At 71.5% G+C, this 16,897-nt stretch carries 13 protein-coding genes and 2 pseudogenes; 10 read left to right on the top strand and 5 right to left on the bottom strand.

The window, feature by feature from the left end; translation table 11 throughout:
• Nucleotides 1-257: 257 nt before the first annotated feature.
• The 3 genes from IH80_RS0104830 to IH80_RS0104840 form a co-directional block, all read right to left on the bottom strand.
• A complete protein-coding gene (locus IH80_RS0104830) occupies nt 258-2,168 on the bottom strand; it encodes a hypothetical protein (RefSeq protein ID WP_030957954.1) in 1,911 nt (636 codons plus the stop codon).
• Nucleotides 2,168-3,433, bottom strand: coding sequence for a helix-turn-helix domain-containing protein (locus IH80_RS0104835; protein ID WP_030957955.1), 1,266 nt, complete (start codon nt 3,431-3,433; stop codon nt 2,168-2,170). The genes IH80_RS0104830 and IH80_RS0104835 overlap by 1 nt, the downstream gene beginning before the upstream one ends.
• Nucleotides 3,434-3,809: 376 nt before the next feature.
• Complete coding sequence (locus tag IH80_RS0104840; protein WP_030957956.1) at nt 3,810-4,010, bottom strand: hypothetical protein; 201 nt, start codon at nt 4,008-4,010, stop codon at nt 3,810-3,812.
• A 560-nt stretch (nt 4,011-4,570) separates the two neighbouring features.
• Here IH80_RS0104840 and IH80_RS0104845 point away from each other — a divergent pair.
• From IH80_RS0104845 to IH80_RS0104880, 8 genes are all read left to right on the top strand, one after another.
• Complete coding sequence (locus IH80_RS0104845) at nt 4,571-4,948, top strand: nucleotide pyrophosphohydrolase (protein ID WP_030957957.1); 378 nt, start codon at nt 4,571-4,573, stop codon at nt 4,946-4,948.
• Nucleotides 4,945-5,619 (top strand): nucleoside 2-deoxyribosyltransferase, encoded by a 675-nt coding sequence (locus IH80_RS40595; RefSeq protein ID WP_051808805.1) that lies wholly within the window; start codon nt 4,945-4,947, stop codon nt 5,617-5,619. Before IH80_RS0104845 ends, IH80_RS40595 begins: the two co-directional genes overlap by 4 nt.
• Nucleotides 5,616-6,902: a hydroxymethylcytosylglucuronate/cytosylglucuronate synthase gene (locus tag IH80_RS0104855; protein WP_051808808.1), complete on the top strand. Its 1,287-nt coding sequence runs from the start codon at nt 5,616-5,618 to the stop codon at nt 6,900-6,902. The genes IH80_RS40595 and IH80_RS0104855 overlap by 4 nt, the downstream gene beginning before the upstream one ends.
• 14 nt (nt 6,903-6,916) lie before the next feature.
• Complete coding sequence (gene blsE, locus IH80_RS0104860) at nt 6,917-7,906, top strand: cytosylglucuronate decarboxylase (RefSeq protein WP_030957961.1); 990 nt, start codon at nt 6,917-6,919, stop codon at nt 7,904-7,906.
• A 58-nt stretch (nt 7,907-7,964) separates the two neighbouring features.
• Nucleotides 7,965-8,903, top strand: a complete 939-nt coding sequence (blsF, locus tag IH80_RS0104865; protein WP_030957963.1) for a CGA synthase-related protein — start codon at nt 7,965-7,967, stop codon at nt 8,901-8,903.
• A 53-nt stretch (nt 8,904-8,956) separates the two neighbouring features.
• Nucleotides 8,957-10,120, top strand: coding sequence for a DegT/DnrJ/EryC1/StrS family aminotransferase (locus tag IH80_RS0104870; RefSeq protein WP_030957965.1), 1,164 nt, complete (start codon nt 8,957-8,959; stop codon nt 10,118-10,120).
• A gap of 68 nt (nt 10,121-10,188) precedes the next feature.
• Nucleotides 10,189-11,451 carry an MFS transporter gene (locus tag IH80_RS0104875; protein ID WP_051808841.1) on the top strand — a complete coding sequence of 421 codons (1,263 nt, stop codon included), beginning with the start codon at nt 10,189-10,191 and terminating at the stop codon, nt 11,449-11,451.
• Between the two features lie 163 nt (nt 11,452-11,614).
• A complete protein-coding gene (locus IH80_RS0104880) occupies nt 11,615-13,234 on the top strand; it encodes an ABC-F family ATP-binding cassette domain-containing protein (protein ID WP_030957969.1) in 1,620 nt (539 codons plus the stop codon).
• A 556-nt stretch (nt 13,235-13,790) separates the two neighbouring features.
• On the opposite strand, the gene IH80_RS0104885 is transcribed toward IH80_RS0104880, so the two are convergent.
• The gene (locus IH80_RS0104885; RefSeq protein ID WP_051808810.1) at nt 13,791-14,972 is read right to left on the bottom strand and encodes a Shedu anti-phage system protein SduA domain-containing protein; all 1,182 of its coding nucleotides are present in this window, start codon (nt 14,970-14,972) and stop codon (nt 13,791-13,793) included.
• Nucleotides 14,973-15,073: 101 nt separating this feature from the next.
• Nucleotides 15,074-15,464: pseudogene (locus tag IH80_RS41820) on the bottom strand (transposase family protein); the annotation flags it as partial.
• A gap of 206 nt (nt 15,465-15,670) precedes the next feature.
• Between IH80_RS41820 and IH80_RS47085 the strand changes: the two are divergent.
• Nucleotides 15,671-15,847 (top strand): annotated as a pseudogene (locus tag IH80_RS47085) (helix-turn-helix domain-containing protein); the annotation flags it as partial.
• A gap of 222 nt (nt 15,848-16,069) precedes the next feature.
• A complete protein-coding gene (locus IH80_RS0104890) occupies nt 16,070-16,897 on the top strand; it encodes a hypothetical protein (protein ID WP_234432138.1) in 828 nt (275 codons plus the stop codon).

Consider the following 16,897-nt stretch of genomic DNA (forward strand, 5'->3'; position numbering starts at 1 on the left):
GGCGGCCACGGCAGCACGACGCTCACCACCCGGCCTCCGTACTCGGCGGACCCTGCGCGTCCCGCGTGCTCGCACCCGACAGCGTCCGGGCGGCCACGTCACATCGACGAGCGGCCCCCGACGACGGAAGCCCACAGCATCTGAACAGCTCAGAGCCATGGGCTTCGTCAGCCTCGCCGGTCAGCGAGACCCGTACTGGTTGCCGGCCGGACACCGCCGCGAAGACGGAGGCATGCCCGTCCGGGGCGGCTCGGGGATCAGCCCGGTACGACGCCGAAGTGGCGGCGGGCCATCGTGACGGCGAGGTCCTGGACGGCGTACGCGGTCAGGTAGTAGGCCTGGGGCGAGGTGTCGGCGGACAGACGCAAGGTGAACTCGGCCTCACGGTCCTCATCGGGCGCGACGCGGATCCTGTGCAGGGCCGGCTCCACCGCACAGTCGGCGCGCAGGTAGCGTGGAACGTAGACGCCGAGGCGCAGCGGGCCGGTGCGGGCGCCGCGAACCACCACCCGTACCCGGAGAGTGCCGCCCTGGGGTACCTCGTCGTCGGCGTGGACCAGCACCGTCGGCGCGCCGGGCAGTCGCAGCGAGACGTCCCCGCAGCGCGGGCAGACGACGCACTCGGTATCGAGCGCGGTGGGCACCAGGGCCCTGCGGGTGAACCGCTCGGCGGGCCGACCGCAGTGGCACTGCACCTGCGCCGCGGAGGACGCGTCAAGGCGGCTGCGGTCGCCGAAGTGGGCTGGGTAGTCGCTGAGTTCGTTCTCCGGGTTCTCGGCGATCCGCGCAGCGATGGCCTGGTCCAGGGACTGCAGATCGTCCAGGAGGCTGCGCGTCGTGCCGGTCTGGTCACGGGCCGCCAGTGAGCGGCGGGTGACCAGTCCGTCGACCTTGGCGGCGAGCTTGCCCAGCCGGGGTCGCAGCGGGTTGTTGGGGGGCAGCAGCCCGCCGGCGAGGTAGGCGGTGAGGCGGGCCGAGGTGGTGAGGAGCAGCGGATCGGGGTCCACGGACGGCGGCTCGGGTACGGGGCCCGCGTCATCGGCGGCCATGCCGAAGTGGAGATAGGCGGGGAAGGGCTGGGCGGTGGAGATGCCGGCATTCAGGCTCGGGGCGGAGGGAGCTCCGCAGAGGGCGGCGTCCATCCAGACCCGGTTCTCCACGCGGTCGGAGTCATGGATGGTGACCGCGGCGACGACGTCCTTGGCGGTGCCGTCGATCGCGTTGAGCATCAGCTGGTACTTCGGGTCGTAGCTGCCCGCGTCGGCGAAGGGAGCGTTGTTGCACGAGCTCAGGACGATCTCGGCGGCGCGGACCTCACGCAGCTGGATCAGCTTGTCCATGGGCTTGTAGCAGGTGGGGCCGTAGGCGCAGGCGGGGCCGAGCAGCCCTGGGGCGCGCGGGGCGATCTCGTTCAGGCCGCACACGGTGAAGTCGGCCAGGTTGATCGAGTCGTCCTTGCCGTGGCCCTGGAAGAGGATGCGCCTCCAGCGGGTGCCGAGGATCTCGGTCTTGGTGTCCTCCCCCTCCACGTCGCGTTCGTCGCGCAGGTGGATGCCCTCCGGGGCCGGGGGACGGTCGGTGGAGGTGTAGAGGCCCAGCTGCCGGACGTCCGCGGCGATGCCGGCGTACTGCTTGGCGGTGAACCAGGCGAGGGACGCAGCGTCACGGCCCGTGAGGAAGGTGACCGTCACGTCGGCACGGTGGGCGGCAGCCAGCAGGGTGGCCCACAGCGGGTCGAGGGTGAAGTGCTCGTACAGCCCGGCGATCACCAGGGAACGCGCGGGGGCCGGTCCGGCTCCGCCCGGCGCTCGGCGCCGCGCGCCGGGTTCGTCGAAGAGCGCGGCTGAGAGTTCCTTCTCGTCGAGCCACTCCTCGGCCAGCGGTGCGATCAGTGCCGCGAGCCCGGCGGGCAGGGTGTCGGGGCTCAGCAGGACGCCGCGTGCGTGGGGGGCCGGGCGGCGCACGCCTGAGTACACCGTGGCCGCGAGCCCGACGGAGGCGGCGAGGTCCGGGCGGCCACCGGTCCACACCGGGACGGTCGCCGGGGAGGGATCGGTGAGGAACTGTTCGACGGCCGCGGTGTACGTGGCCGGGTCGTCCACCGTCAGGAAGGGGGAGGGGGCCGGGACCGCCGTCCCATCGGCGCCGGCGTGGAGGGCGGACTGCATCAGCGGGTGACTCCTTCAAGGAAGTTCGAGGGCTTCCGGCTGCTGGGGGCGGCCTGTCCCTCCGAGGCCCAGGCCAGGGTCTCGGCCAGCGTGCGCCAGACCTCGGAGGCCAGGTGGACGTTGGAGGCGTTCTGGGCCTCCAGGGCGAGTTCCTCGACACGACGGACGCCGGCTTCGCGGTCGCCCTCGAGGATGCGGATCTGGTGGGCGAGGACCTCAAGCCGGATCCGGTCGCGGAAGGTCAGCTGCGGCAGGGCGTCCGTGAGCTGTTCGCACAGCCCCTCGGCCTGCGTCAAGTCCCCCTGCTGGAAGGCGAGATGGGCCTTGAGGACGAGAAGCTCCTGACGGTGCAGCGGACCTCCGAAGAGACCCAGCGCGCGTTCGGCCTCGGCCAGCAATTGTTGGGCCTCGGTCACCCGGCGCGGGGACATCTGCAGGTACAGGGAGGAGGCGGCCAGCCGCAGCCGGGGCATCAGGTCGTCGTGGCTGGGCAGTTCGGTCAGGGCCCGTTGCAACTGCCCGGCGGCGCCCTGGTCGTCACCCTGGCGGATGCGCACGTTGGCGGCCGACCACAGGGCCTCGGCGCGCAGCACGGGGGGCAGGACGTCGATCGGCTCCAGCAGCTCGTCGGCGAGCCGGCGCGCCTCCGTGATCAGGCCCGACTCCGCCACGACCGAGACGAGTACCAGTTGGGCGCGGATGGTGTCCGCCACCGGAACGGCCCCGTTGCCGGCGGCGCCGAAGGCTGTCCGGGCGACGGCGCGGGCCTCGTCGATGTCACCGACGGCACGCAGGCAGCGGGTGAGGAGAGTGCGGGAGCGCACCTGGAGGGTGGCCACCTCCAGGCGGTCGCCGAGTTGCGTGAGTTCGCGTGCCGCGGCGAGTTCGTCCTGGCGCTTGCCCTGCTTGGCGTGCAACTGGGCCAGTTTCCACAGGGACAGCCAGCGCAGGGAGAGGTCCTCGCCGCTCTCCGCCTGGACGGCCTCGCCGAGCAGCCGTATGGCGTCGTCGGTGTCGTCCGAGGAACTGGCGGAGGCGAGGGCCTGACCCAGCAGCGAGGTGCGGGTGCCCTGGAAGACGGACGCGGGCACGCCCAGTCGCCGGGTGAGGTGGTCGAGCACCTTGGCGGTCGGGCGCCGGGCCCCGGACTCCAGGCGAGACAGATACGCGGTGGACATGCCCTCCTTGGCAACCTCGGCCTGGGACAGGCCCCGCTCCTGCCGGAGGGTCTTCACCAGCTGACCGAACTCGGGTTGTTCGAGCACTTACGCCATCCCTGAGCCTGTGGGTCCCCCGTGGACGGAGCCATCATCAGCGCGAGTCACAAGGCTGTCAACTTTTGGCAACCCCGGCCTGAGGGGACGGCGGCCCGGCGAACCGGGCCGGTCGCCGGGACTTCGGACTGCGACTGCGGCTGCGGCTGCGGCTGCGGCTGCGGCTGCGGCTGCGCAGGCTCCGCCCGGGCACCGCCTCCGCCCGCGCGGGACGCCGCGCAGCGGCACGCCGGTACCGCGACGGAACGCCCGGCCGTCCCGTCGCGGCGAGCGGGGTCGCCACGGATGCCGTGCAGGTCAAGACCGGTCTCCGCGACCTGTTCCGCGCAGGCGCAAACCCTCGCCGCAACCGGACACCCCGCAGGTTTTACGGCCAGTCGATGGGGACCGTCACGGCAGCCGGAGCGGACTGCACGCGGTTGTCGTGCGCGCCGTGAAGCGGCCAGTCGATGCTCACGTGCGCGGCCCGGGCCGCAGGACCCTCGGCGCCGTCATGAACGGTGGCCGCCCCCGCTGCGAGGACGAGGGCCGACAGGACGGCGGTGACGCCGGCCGTGAGCCCGGCCACGGGTCCTTGTGACAGAGTGCGACGACGGGCGTTCTTCATGGTGTTCCCCCTGCAATTCGAGCGCGGTGGTCCTTGTCGGCCCACCGGAGGTTGTAGGTGCGAACGGGCCGGCCCGAAACGGTAGTTCCTGGAAGTCGGCGACCGTCGCTTGGTCAGCGTAAACCTAGATCACTTGCCAAAGTTTGACAAGCCTCGACGGGTCATTGACAAACTTGTCCGGCCGCGCCTAGCGTCCTGTCACGAACGAGAGCTGCGGTGTTGCCGAGGCCCTGTCCCTGATGTCCCGGCGCCCGCCGCAGCGGGCGCGCGGTGACGACAGGGCGGGTTTCCCTCCGCCGGACGGCGAGCCACGATGCGGAGCCCCACGGCACCGACCGCCGGCTGACGAAGGCCGTCTCCCCGGGACATGCGCACGTCCCGTGCCCTGCGGGAGTCCTCGGCCGGACGGCACCTGGTGTGACAGCGACAGCAGCCCAGCGACCCGGACCAAGGTGATCACACGGTGACAGCCCTGACACACACACCCCTGCCCGCAGCGCCACACCGCACCGGAGACGCACATGAGTGACCTGGACCAGTACGCAGCCGAACTGCACTCCTTCGTGACCGCGCGCGGCTGGGACGCCTTCCAGAACCCCAAGGACCTGGCAATGGCCCTCGGCGGCGAGAGCGGGGAACTGCTGGCACTTCTGCAGTGGCTCACCCCGCAGGAGGCCGCGGCACGCCCCTTCGAGGACCCCGAGTTCCGCCGCGAACTCGCCCACGAGCTGGCCGACATCCTCAACTACCTCCTGAGGCTGTCCCATTCGGCCGGCATCGACCTTCTCGCGGCCGCCCGCGAGAAGCTCGCCCTCAACGAGCAGCGTTACCCGGTGGAGCTGGCCCGCGGCAACGCCCTGAAGTACGACCGGCTGACCGAGGCGGGTGACCGGGCATGAGCGGCACCACTCCCCCGCCCCCTACGCCCGTTGCCGCCGCGCAGCCCGCGGCCGGCCGGCACATCGGCGACGGCCTCACCGGTGGCCTGCGCGTCTTTCTCGCCGCGCCGTTCGTGCAGTTCATCGATCCGGCCGACGGCGTGGTCCGTCCGCAGTGGCGGCAGCGGCTGTCGGCCTTGCGCGAGGCACTCCTCGACGCCGGGCACGCAGTCTTCAACGCCCACCACAACGAGGGGTGGGGCGAGTGGGGTCTGCCCCCGCAGGAGTGCGTCCCCTCCGACTTCCGCGCGATGCAGTGCGCCGACCTGGTGCTCGCCTACCCGGGGACCCCGCCCTCCACGGGCGTCGCGCTCGAACTGGGCTGGGCCTCCGCGCTGCGCAAGCCCGTCGCCCTGCTGCTCGACCACGGCACCAACTACAGCCCGATGATTTCGGCACTCGGCGAGATCTCCCCGGTGCTGCAGCTGCCGTTCGACGCCAGCTGGTCCGCGCAGAGCCTCGGCGGCGCGGTCCGCACCACCCTGGACTGGGCGGCCGGTCTCGGCGTCCGGCCGGGGCCGTGGAGCGCACCGGAGCTGGACCCGGCCCTGGCCTACCACCGGCACGCGACGGACCGCCCCGGCGCGACCGCGGCGGAGGCAGCCGCCGCGGAAACGGTGGTGCCGGCATGACGACCGCACTGCGGACACCCCCCGCGGCCGCCGGGCCCGCCCGGCCGCCCACCGCCGTCACCGTCGCCCTGTGCGGTGTCGAGTTCGGCTGGGGCAGCGCGGGAAAGCTCGGTGCGATCGTGCACGCGCTGCGGGCGGAGCTCGGCGACTGCGTCCGCTTCGTCGGGCTCGGCTCGCGGCTCGGCCGCGAGATCGTACGCGGCCACGGTGTCGAGGAGTGGCACGACGTCGACCTCACCGATGCGCGGGCGCTGCGCGCCCTGGTGGACGAGCGGGCCCTGGACGCCGCCGTGTGCGTCCTGGACCGGGCCGCTGCGGTGGCGCTGGAGGACGCCGGCTGCCCCGTCGTGTTCGTCGACAGCCTGCCGTTCCTGTGGACGAAGGACGACCTGGACAGCCTGCCGCTGCAGGCCAGCGCCTATTGCGCGCAGCTGGTTCCCGGGCTGCCGGGTCCGGCCTGGCCCGTGCTGGCCCGCGTGGAGAACCTGCACTGGGTCGAGTCCGTGGTCGTCCCCGGGCCGGTTCGGACAGAACGCCAGGTACGGCGGGCCGGCGAACGCCGCGCGGTGGTAAGCCTCGGCGGCCTGCTGTCACCGCTGCTGGACGACCCGTCCGCCTACCTGTCCCTGACGGTGCCGGCCGCGCTGGGCGCTCTCGCCGCGTGGGGCGCCCGGCAGGTCACCCTGTGCGGCAACGTGCCCGAGGGCGTGTTCGACGGCATCACCCTCCCGGCGGGCCTGGACGTACGGAGCGGCCCCCTCGACCACCAGGGCTTCCTGGCCGAGATCGCCGAGGCCGACGTCCTGCTCACCTCCCCCGGTCTGACCACGCTGCTGGAAACCAGCACGCGCGGGGTGCCCGTGGTGTGCCTGCCCCCGCAGAACATCAGCCAGATCCTCAACGCCTCCTTCTACGCGCAGGCCACCGAGGCACTGGTCGCCGAGTGGCCCGAAGAGGTGTTCCGCGCCCAGGAGGTGCTCGACGCCCGCCTGGCCACGGCACCCGCTGACGTCGCGGACGGCGGTGGATCGCCCGGCGAGGATGCCGCCCTGGAACGGATCTACGGCGGGATCGCGCGCGCCGCCCGCACCCCCGCGCCGGTCCGCGCGGCCCTGACCGAGCGCATCGCCGCCTGCCTCGCCTCGGTCGAGCGGCAGCAAGGCCGATGGACCGCTCTGGCCCGGCTGGTCGGCACCGGCGGCGCGGCGGAGGTCGCCGACATCGTGCGGGCCACCGCGGCTCGTCGCAGCACCAGTCACCACCCCGCCGACCTACCTTCCTGAAAGGCTGACCGATCATGCAGGACCGACACAGGTATCTGTTCATCCGTGTGCTGGAGGCGTGCAACGCCGACTGCTTCATGTGCGAGTTCGCCCTGTCGCGGGACACCTACCGGTTCAGCCCGGAGGACTTCGCCGAACTGCTGCCGGAGGCGGTGGCGAAGGGGGTGGGCTACGTCCGCTTCACCGGCGGCGAGCCGCTGATGCACCGGGACGTCGTCGAGCTGGTGCGCATGGGCACGGAGCACGGCATGCGCATGTCGCTGATCACGAACGGCATGTTCCTGCCCCGCTTCGTCGACCGGCTCGCCGACGCCGGACTGGCCCAGGTGATCGTCAGCCTGGACGGTTCCTCCGCCGCCACCCACGACGTCTACCGCCGCTCTCCCGGCATGTTCGACAACGGTCTGGAAGGGCTGCGCCGGGCAAAGGAGCTGGGGATCATCCCGCGCGTCAATTCCGTCGTGGGACCGCACAACTTCGCGCAGATGCCCGAGCTGCAGCGGACGCTGACCGAGCTCGGCGTCCAGCAGTGGGAGCTGTCCGCGATCAAGCTGGACCGTGAGATCCGCTATCCGTCGGCGGAGGAGGTCATCGCCGCCTGCGAGCCCATCTACACCGCCGACCCGGCCACCACGCTCGTGCCGCTCGGCAAGCGCTTCTACGGCAACACACCCGAGGAGCAGAAGGCCTTCTTCGAGGAGTCCCTGCCGCCGCGCGCCTCGGAGCCGCTGTGCCTGGTCACCGACGACGTGATCTACCTGGACGGCAAGAACGGCCGGATGTTCTCGTGCAGTTGCCTGCCGCACAAGGAGGGGGACGAGGGTCCCGGCGGCGCTCCGCTGCGCACCGACGGCAAGGTCATGCTCGACAGCCCGGTCTTCCGCACCCACGCGGATCTCTTCAAGCAGCAGGGTCCGACGATGTGCGGCGGCTGCTCCACGACCGCCGCCGGCTACAGCGACGACCTCGCCCGCATGGGCGCCGTACCGGCCTGGAACTACTGACGGCCCCGCCCGCCCCCTATCCCGCCCGCGTCTGGAACCGACCGCGCCCGGAGCCACCATGTCCTCACCCACCACCGCCCCGCACCCCGCCCCGCCGCGGCTGCGCGTGCTCGTCGCCGCCCGGCCCGCGCTGGAGTCCCGGGCCGTGCTGCGCCATGTCAGCAGCCACCTCACCGAAATCGAGCTGACCGGTGAGCCGGACGCGGGCCCCGCCCCCGACGCCGCCGTGGTGTGCGACGACGATGTTCTCGCCGCGCGTCTGAGCGCCTCCGGCGTGCCGGTCGTATTCGTCGCCTCCGGTGGCCCCCCGCCCGGCGGCATCTGGCCGCCGTCGGCCGTCCGCTGCCTGCACCGGCCCGGCTGGCTGGCCGGACAGCGCGCCAAGGGCGTGCACGCGGTCGGCACGATCGCCCCGCCCCGGGCCGCCCGGGCGCGTGCGGCGCGCGGCGCCGTAGTCCAGCTGTCCACACCGGATCTGGACCCCGCCGACCACGCGGCCGTCGCCCGGGCGGGCGCGGCCCTGCGCGCCGCCGCGGAAGCGGCACGGTACGACGGGAAACCGCTGCTCGGTGTGGTCCTGGACGCGCCCGTGCCCGCACGGTCCGCCCTGCTGTCCGCGGCCGGAGAGGACACCGACGCGCTGCCCGTCGTGGGGGTCGAGGAGGCCGCCACGGAGCGGCTGCTGGCCGAGGCGTCGCTGCTGGTCTCCTCGCCCCTGCTGACCGCCGTCAACCAGGCACACGCCGCTCGGGTCCCGCTGCTGCTGCTCCCGGCACTGGACGCGGACCAGGCCGGTCGGCTCGCCGGGATCACGGAGGCGACCGGTGTCGGAGTGCTCGACGCGGCCGCGCCGGACACCTCGGCCGACCGCGCCGTCCGAGCTGCCGACCCGCTGTGGAGCCGTGTCTCCCGGGCACTGGAGCACTCCGGCGACGACCGGCGCGGCGCCCAGCGCGTCGCCCGTCAGGTCCGGCAGCTCCTCCTCGCCCCGTTCTGACGGGGCCTCCGCCCCTCAGCCCCTGTCCACCCACCTCGAGCGGAAGCCTCCTGATGCTGCGTCCCTTCCCCTACGGCGCCAACTACCTCTCCCTGCAGGACACCCCCGAACTGCACCGGTCCCTCGACAACAAGGTCCTCTTCCGCTACAGCGCCCCTGCGCCGAGCAACGCCGACCTGCTGGAGGCGTACGCGGCCGAGCGGCTCGGCGCGGGGCGGGCGCTGACCGTGCCGAACGGCACACAGGCCCTGCGCGTGGCACTGATGGGCACCCGACCGCGGGTCGGCGACCCCGTGTACATACCGGCGGTCACGTTCGTCGCGGTGGCCGGCGCCGTGCTGTCCTGCGGGCTGGTTCCGGTGCTCGTCGACGTCGATGAGCGGTTCGGCCTGGACGCCTCGCTGCTGCCCGCGGACGCGGAGCGAGTGGTGGTGGCGCACATGGAGGGCACCGTCGTCGACCTGCCCGAGCGGGTGCCGTACCTGATCGAGGACACCGCGCAGGCCACGGGCGGGCGCCACACGGACGGGCGGCACGCCGGCACCGTCGGCTATGCGGGCACCTTCAGCTTCCACCACGCCAAGATCCTCACCTCCGGCGAGGGCGGCCTGGTCGTGGTCCGCGACCCCGCTCACTGGGACGTCCTGCGCTCCTACACCGACCACGGCTCGGCCCGCGAGCAGGGCAAGTACCCGGGCTGGAACCCCGGCGCGTTCTACGGCGAGAACCTGTGTGCCAACGAGGCCGTGGCCGCCGTACAGCTCCAGCAGTTCCGGCGGCTGGACGAGATCCTCTCCTCTCTGGAGCGGCACTACGCCCTGACGCTGGAGGCGCTCGGCGAGCGCTCGGACGTCACCGTGACCGCCAAGCGCCCCGGTGACGTCAAGACCAGCGTGCGGCTGCTGCTGGAGTCGCGACAGCTGCGGGACCGGGCCATGGAGCGGCTGGAGGAACGGGGGCTGCCCTGCTGGAGCCTGGACAAGTACTTCTTGCCCGAGCACCCGGTGGTGGCGGGCCGTGCCTCGCTGTACGCGGACGGGTTCCCGTGGAACCTTGCCGACGGCGACGACCGTTACGCGCCGTTGAGCCGGGACGGTTTCGCCGCAACGCGTGACGGGCTGAGCCGCACCCTGTGCATACCGCTCACCCCGGAAGTCGACGAGGCGGAACAGATCCTGCTGGCCAAGGAGATCGCCGCCGTCGTTGCCGCGCTCTGACCGGCACTTCGCCGCCCGGCGGACCGTCCCTCCTCGTGGACCGTCTCCACGAGAACCGAGAGAAGACCATGACCCACGCCGCATCCGACAGCCGGCACGACGACCCGTCCACCGAAACCGGCTCCGAATCCCCGCCCACCAGGAACCGGTTCCTCACCGTCCTGAGCGACAAGGCCATGCGCGCCCCACTGCTGTGGAGCACCGTCGGCCGGTTCCCGCTGTACCTGGTCACGCTCGCCCTCGTCGTGTTCGCCACCTCGCGCGGCACGGGCTACGGCTCCGCGGGCCTGCTGCTGGCCTGCTACACGCTCGGCGGTGCGGTCCTCGCGCCGGTCGTCGCCCGCCGCGTCGACGTGCACGGCCAGACTCCCCTGCTCCTCCTGACCGGAGTCGTCCACCCGCTGGCACTGATCGGCCTGGTGTGCACGGCGCCCGACGCCCGCATCCCGCAGCTGGTGTGCGCGAGCGTCGCGGGCGCCACGATCCCGCCGATCAGCGGCTGTGTCCGATCGCTGTGGAGCGCCCTGCCCAGCGGCCGGGAGGCGGGCTTCTCCCTGGAGGCGGTGCTCAGCGAGGTCTTCGTCATCGGCGGACCGCTGCTGCTCAGCGCCGTACTGTTCTGGGGAACCCCCGCCACGGCCCTGGTCGTCGGCGGGGTCCTGGCGGGGGTGGGCGCCCTCGGTTTCGCCACCACGCAAGCATCGCGCAACTGGCGCGCCACGGAGACCGAGAGCGACCTGCTGGGGGCGCTGCGCTCGCCGGGCCTGGTCCGGCTGCTGGCCGTCCTGGTCTGCGCGGCCGTGTCCATGGGCGTGTTCAACCTGGTCCTGCCCGCCTTCGCCGAGGAACACGGCTCCGCGGACAGCGTCGGCCTGATCTTCGGCGCCTGGGGCGTCGGCGGGATCGTCGGCGGGCTCTGGTACGGCAGCCGTACCCGGGAGTGGCCCGCCGAACGCACCTTCGCCATAGGCCTGCTCGTCCTGTCCGCGTTCACCGCACTGCCCCTGCTCGCCTGGGACAACTGGTCGATGGGCGTGGCCCTCGCCCTCGGCGGCGTGATCATCGCCCCGGTGACGGCCGTGGAGTACGAACTCGTCGCGCGCACGGCCCCGTCGGGCGCCATCACCGAGGCCTTCACCTGGGTCATCACCGTGAACGTCGTCGGCACCGCCGTCGGCGCTCAGCTCGGCGGTCTCCTCGTCGGCGCCTACGGCACCTGGGCGGCCTTCGTCGCCGCGGTCGCCGCCCTGCTCGTGGGCGCCGCCCTCGCCTTCGCCGTACGCCACCGGTTCACGGCCCCGGCCGACACCCCCGCCCCCCGGGCGGCCTGAGCGGACGCCCCGGCGGCCTCGGGGACCCCGTCCGCCGGCGGCCCCGAAAAAAATGAGCAGCCTCCGACCGGGCAGGCCTGGCACCGTGGTCCGGGGCCTCCCGCCCACACAGCGCGCCGGCGCAGCACGCCGTATCCGTACAGCAGACAAGGACACAGGAAACATGGGACATCTGGAGGCCTCTCACCTCGAGTACTACCTGCCCGACGGGCGCATCCTGCTCGGCGACGTGTCGTTCCGGGTGGGCGAGGGAGCGGTGGCGGCCCTGGTCGGCGCGAACGGCGCCGGCAAGACGACCCTGTTGCGGCTGCTGTCCGGCGAGCTGAAGCCGCACGGCGGCACGGTCACGTCGAGCGGCGGTGTCGGGGTGATGCGGCAGTTCGTCGGCTCGGTGCGGGACGAGAGCACGGTCCGCGACCTGCTGGTGTCGGTGGCGCCGCCGGGCATCCGGCAAGCCGCGCAGGCCGTGGACGCGGCCGAACACCTGCTCATGACGGTGGACGACGAGGCCGCTCAGATGAAGTACGCCCAGGCCCTGGCCGACTGGGCGGAGGCACGCGGCTACGAGGCGGAGACCCTGTGGGACATGTGCACCATGGCCGCGCTCGGCGTGCCGTACGAGAAGGCGCAGTGGCGTCAGGTTCGCACGCTCTCGGGCGGTGAGCAGAAGCGGCTCGTCCTGGAGGTGCTGCTGCGGGGTCCCGACGAGGTGCTCCTGCTGGACGAGCCCGACAACTACCTGGACGTACCGGGCAAACGGTGGCTGGAGGACCGGCTCGGTGAGACCGGCAAGACCGTGCTGTTCGTCTCGCACGACCGGGAGCTGCTGGAACGGGCCGCCGATCGGATCGTCGCGGTCGAGCCGGGCCCGGCGGGCTCCGACGTCTGGGTGCACGGCGGCGGTTTCGGCACCTTCCACGAGGCGCGGCAGGAGCGGTTCGCCCGGTTCGAGGAGCTGCGCCGCCGCTGGGACGAGAAGCACGCCCAACTGAAGAAGTTGGTGCAGGACATGCAGCGGTACGCCGCGCGCAGCGACGACATGGCTTCCCGTTACCAGGCGGCGAAGACCCGGCTGCGCAAGTTCGAGGAGGTCGGACCGCCGCCGGAGCCACCGCGCAAGCAGGAGATCCGGATGCGTCTGCACGGCGGGCGCACCGGGGTGCGGGCCGTCACCTGTCAGCAGTTGGAGCTGACCGGGCTGATGAAGCCCTTCTCCCTGGAGGTCTTCTACGGCGAGCGGGTGGCAGTGCTCGGCTCCAACGGGTCGGGCAAGTCGCACTTCCTGCGGCTGCTGGCCGGGGAGGGCGTGGCGCACACGGGCACGGTGACACTGGGCGCACGGGTGGTACCGGGCCACTTCGCCCAGACGCATGCGCATCCCGAACTGATGGGGCGCACCCTGGTGGACATCCTGTGGACCGAGCACGCCCAGGACCGGGGCGCGGCCATGTCGGCGCTCCGCCGCTACGAACTGGACCGGCAGGGCGACCAGGCCTTCGACCGGCTCTCCGGCGGGCAGCAGGCGCGCTTCCAGATCCTGCTGCTGGAACTGCAGGGAACCACCGCCCTGCTGCTGGACGAGCCCACCGACAACCTGGACCTGGAGTCGGCGGAGGCCCTGCAGGAGGGGCTGGAGGCGTACGAGGGGACGGTCCTGGCGGTCACCCACGACCGCTGGTTCGCACGGTCCTTCGACCGCTTCCTGGTGTTCGGCAGCGACGGCCGGGTACGGGAGACGCCGGAGCCGGTGTGGGACGAGCGCCGCGTGGAGCGGGCCCGCTGACGGAACGCAGCGTGCGCCGCTCAGGAACGCGCCGCTCCAGCTCATAGGGCGCCTGACGGGAACTGCCAAGTCGCGCGGAGCACCTCCTGCTGCAGCCGGTACCGCCCTGGTACCGGCTTCACGGCCGCGCTCATACTCGCCCGCATCACCCACGGTGCACATCACGCACACCGGGAAACCTGCAGGTCAGGCGCCCTTCGCCACGGGCTCGAGGATCGCGACGCACTCCACGTGGTGCGTCATCGGAAAGATGTCGGCTTGAGCGAGTCTCGGAAAAGGCCAGGTCAGAGGCCATTCATCGGCTCGCTGTCCCGCCTGCGGGAGACCAGAGCGTCAAACGAGCGTCATGACGCACAGCACATCCCTCCTCTCCGGGACGGAACAGGCTGCCACGACCAACTGCCCCGGCACGGCCCATTGGCTCGGCAGGCACGCCCGTGGGCTTTCGGGCTGACCGGCCGGCACACCCGATGAAGGCGTGCCTTCTGCACTCCATCGAGAACGCCAGGGCCTCGGTCTTTCCAGGCTGACGCTGCTTGCAGAGGGACGGCTGGTTTCAAGCGAGCCGAAGGCGTTGGTCGGGGGCGTCTCGGCGCAGAGGGTCGGGGGATTCGTTGATGCGCATCAGCCAGTCGTAGGTGCGTACCTGGATGTGGGAGCGCCGGGCATGCAGTTCCCGGATTTCGGCGGCTGCGTCGTCGTAAGTCTCGCGGGCCATGATGATCAAGCCTGGGACTTCGGCCGTGATACCCGGCAGGCCCAGCCCGTCGGCGTCGCGCGCCGAGCGGGCGTAGTGCAGATTGGTGGATAGCCACCTGCGCCAGTCCTCGATCTGGTCGACCGCGTGCCGCAGGGTGGCCGTCGCCCGCCTATTGCCGGGGTTGGTCAGGCGACTGACCGGGCTCTCCAGTTCGACCAGCGTCCACCGAACTCCGAGTGAGGTCTGACCGGCGATCATGAAGTCGGCCATGTAGTGGTTGCCGAGCTGAACCTGGGGCCGGATCCAGGTGTCGTGGGTGCCCACTACGGTGCCGGCCAGCAGTGCCGGGTGCTTCTCCAAGAGCCGCTGCATCGCGGCCTCGTCGTCCGCTGTCTCCAGTGCGTTGCGCAGTGCCTCGATCGCCGCCGGGGTCGCTGGAAAGTTGATCCGCCAGCGTTCCAGCTGTGCCTCCTGGGCTCGGGTAATCCGAGCCGGGTTGCTCTGAACCGCAGCGGCCTGTTCGCGGGCCAGATGGAGCTGATCGAGATAGCCGTCCTCACCGGGGCGGGTGATGCGGGTGACCCGATGCGGCGCAGTGCCGAGCCCGTGGCCGCCCCGGAAGTGCAGTCGGCCATTGGCGCCGATTGATGAGATCTCGCCGTGCATATCCGGCCCCTTGCGCCGGTCCCGAGCGGTAACTACGTCATCGACCGCAGGCTCTAGCCGACGCAGGGCGGCGGCGGACTCGCGGTCACGGGCGACGCGCAGCCAGGCGTTAAGCACCTCCCGGCACCCGAGCTTGTCCATGTCGGGAACCGCCAGGTCCGTGCGGTTCGCGAGATCGAGGAGGACCTCGTACTCGTCGTCGCCGAAGTCACCGGCGAGCGTGAGTCCCAGAGGCATTCGAAGCAGGACGCGCAGCTCGGCGGCAGCGACCGGCGCGGGTGTGGCCTGTCCTAGGGGCAAGGCCAAGGCGCGGGCGATGGTAATCTGCTCGGCCGCCGGCGCCTTGCACCTACGTTCGAGGCTCTCGGCCACGACCTGCCACCGTAGCTCTGGCAATTCCCCTCCTTCTGAAACGACGCGCCCACCGTAGCCGCAAGCGGCGACGTGGTGTGGTGGTTCTTCAGTGAGTTTCTTCAGCGTTGCCGCTCCAGGGTGAGGACGGCTTTGGCGATTGACGTCATGCGGTTCGGGCTGCAGCGGGCTCTGCGGAAGATCCGCCATGACTTCAGGCGGGCGACACCGCGTTCGACCGGTGCCCCGTGCCGCGGCCAGGGCCCGGTTGACGGTCTTCTCGGTGGAGGTGAGTTCCTGCGGGGGCTGTGTTTGATGCCCTGGTCAGCCAGGGGCCACCGCCCTGGTAGGCAAGATCCGCCAGGATGGGGACGCCCTGGCGCTCGCAAACGCGGATGATCCGGTGGGTGCGGGCGGCGGTCAGGTCTTGAGACCGGCCCGGCAGCGCGGGGGTGAGAGCCACAGCAACCTGCCGTCCGGATCGGTGACCACCTGCACGTTCACACCGTGGCGCACTCCCGCGCGGCTTGCCGCCAAACCGATGCTCGGCACCTTCGCCCCGCGGCCCACCGAGAAGCACGGACCGCGCGCGTCCTAAGGGACAACCAGCGATGGCCCGAAGCTCTGGACGGTAGATGCCCGCAACCGCCTTGGCCGGGATCAGGATCGCCCTGTCGTGAACAGTTGCAGTGAACTGTTCACTACGTTTTGCTTCCGGTATGGCACAGTCCCTCCGTCCCCAGGCCCTGCAACGCCAACGACTGTTCAGAGACATGAGCGTGCAACAGCTCGCCGAGGCTGTAGGGGTTACGCCACGTGCTGTGCGCCACTGGGAAGCGGGAACACGGACTGTTGGTGACCGAGCTTTCGGCCGATTGCTAGAGGTTCTGCGATGTGGTGCGCAGGATCTGACAGGGCGCGAACCGGGTACGGAGAGCCTGGCCGACTTGCGTCGTGATGCTGGCTTGAGCACGGAAGAGGCCGCCTCAGCTCTACGACGCAAGCGTGGTGCACACGGCCTGCACATCAGCGCCGAGAAGATCCGCGATCTTGAACGTGGCAGACGTGTGCGCGGCCGGATGTGGGGATCTCCGGAGACCCTGGGGAGGGTGGCGCACATGATCGCCCAGGTCTATAGAGTCCCCGACCGGGTGGTGATGGATGCCTGGCGCCGCAGCCGCCCGGAGGGCCCTCTCCCAGTGCTTCCCGTCCGACGTCCACGTCAGCCTTCCGAGGAGTCGATGGCTGTATGGAGGGCCCTCAACGAGCGGCAACGTACCTATCTGACGTGCATCTTCCGTCACGACCAGGAGGTAGAGGAAGAACAGCGGCAGGCCCGCTTGGTGGGAGCGGAACAACGACCGGCAGCCGAATGGCGGCGCATGACGTTGGCGGTTTCCGCCTCGTCTGATGTAGTCGGGTACACCCGCATTCAGGAGGGGCTGCGCGCAGCGGGTGTACATGACCCCGGAGCTGGATCGTCGGTGGCCGCTTTGGAGCGGCGGGGCCTGATCGTCGTGTACCGGGACCGGCTGTATGTCGATGGGCTGGGGGATATCCCGCGTACCCGGGTGGAGATGACCCGGCGCGGGCGAGCGGTGGCCCGTGCGGCCCTCGGGGTTCCCCGGGAAGCAGGGCCACCCGCGCCGCTGCTGTCGTTGTGGCTGTGGAAGATCATGGTTAGGGTCGCGCGCGCCGGGGCGCAGGGGGTGGACGGCAGCCTCGCCGGGCGTGGGCCGCATTACTTGGCGGTGGGGCAAAGCCCTGACGGACGGACCCCGAGCCGGGGCTTCATCGTGTTGCGGCACCCCGACGGAGTAGCTCATGGACCGTACCGGTGGTTCCTCACCGACTCCGGGCGGAGCCACATCATCGACCACCTCGACGCCTACCGCGGCCTGTATCCCAGTATCGACACCGAGGGCCTCGACGAGAGCTCTGGCTGA

The sequence above is a fragment of the Streptomyces sp. NRRL S-378 genome (assembly GCF_000720645.1).
Lineage (GTDB): Bacteria > Actinomycetota > Actinomycetes > Streptomycetales > Streptomycetaceae > Streptomyces.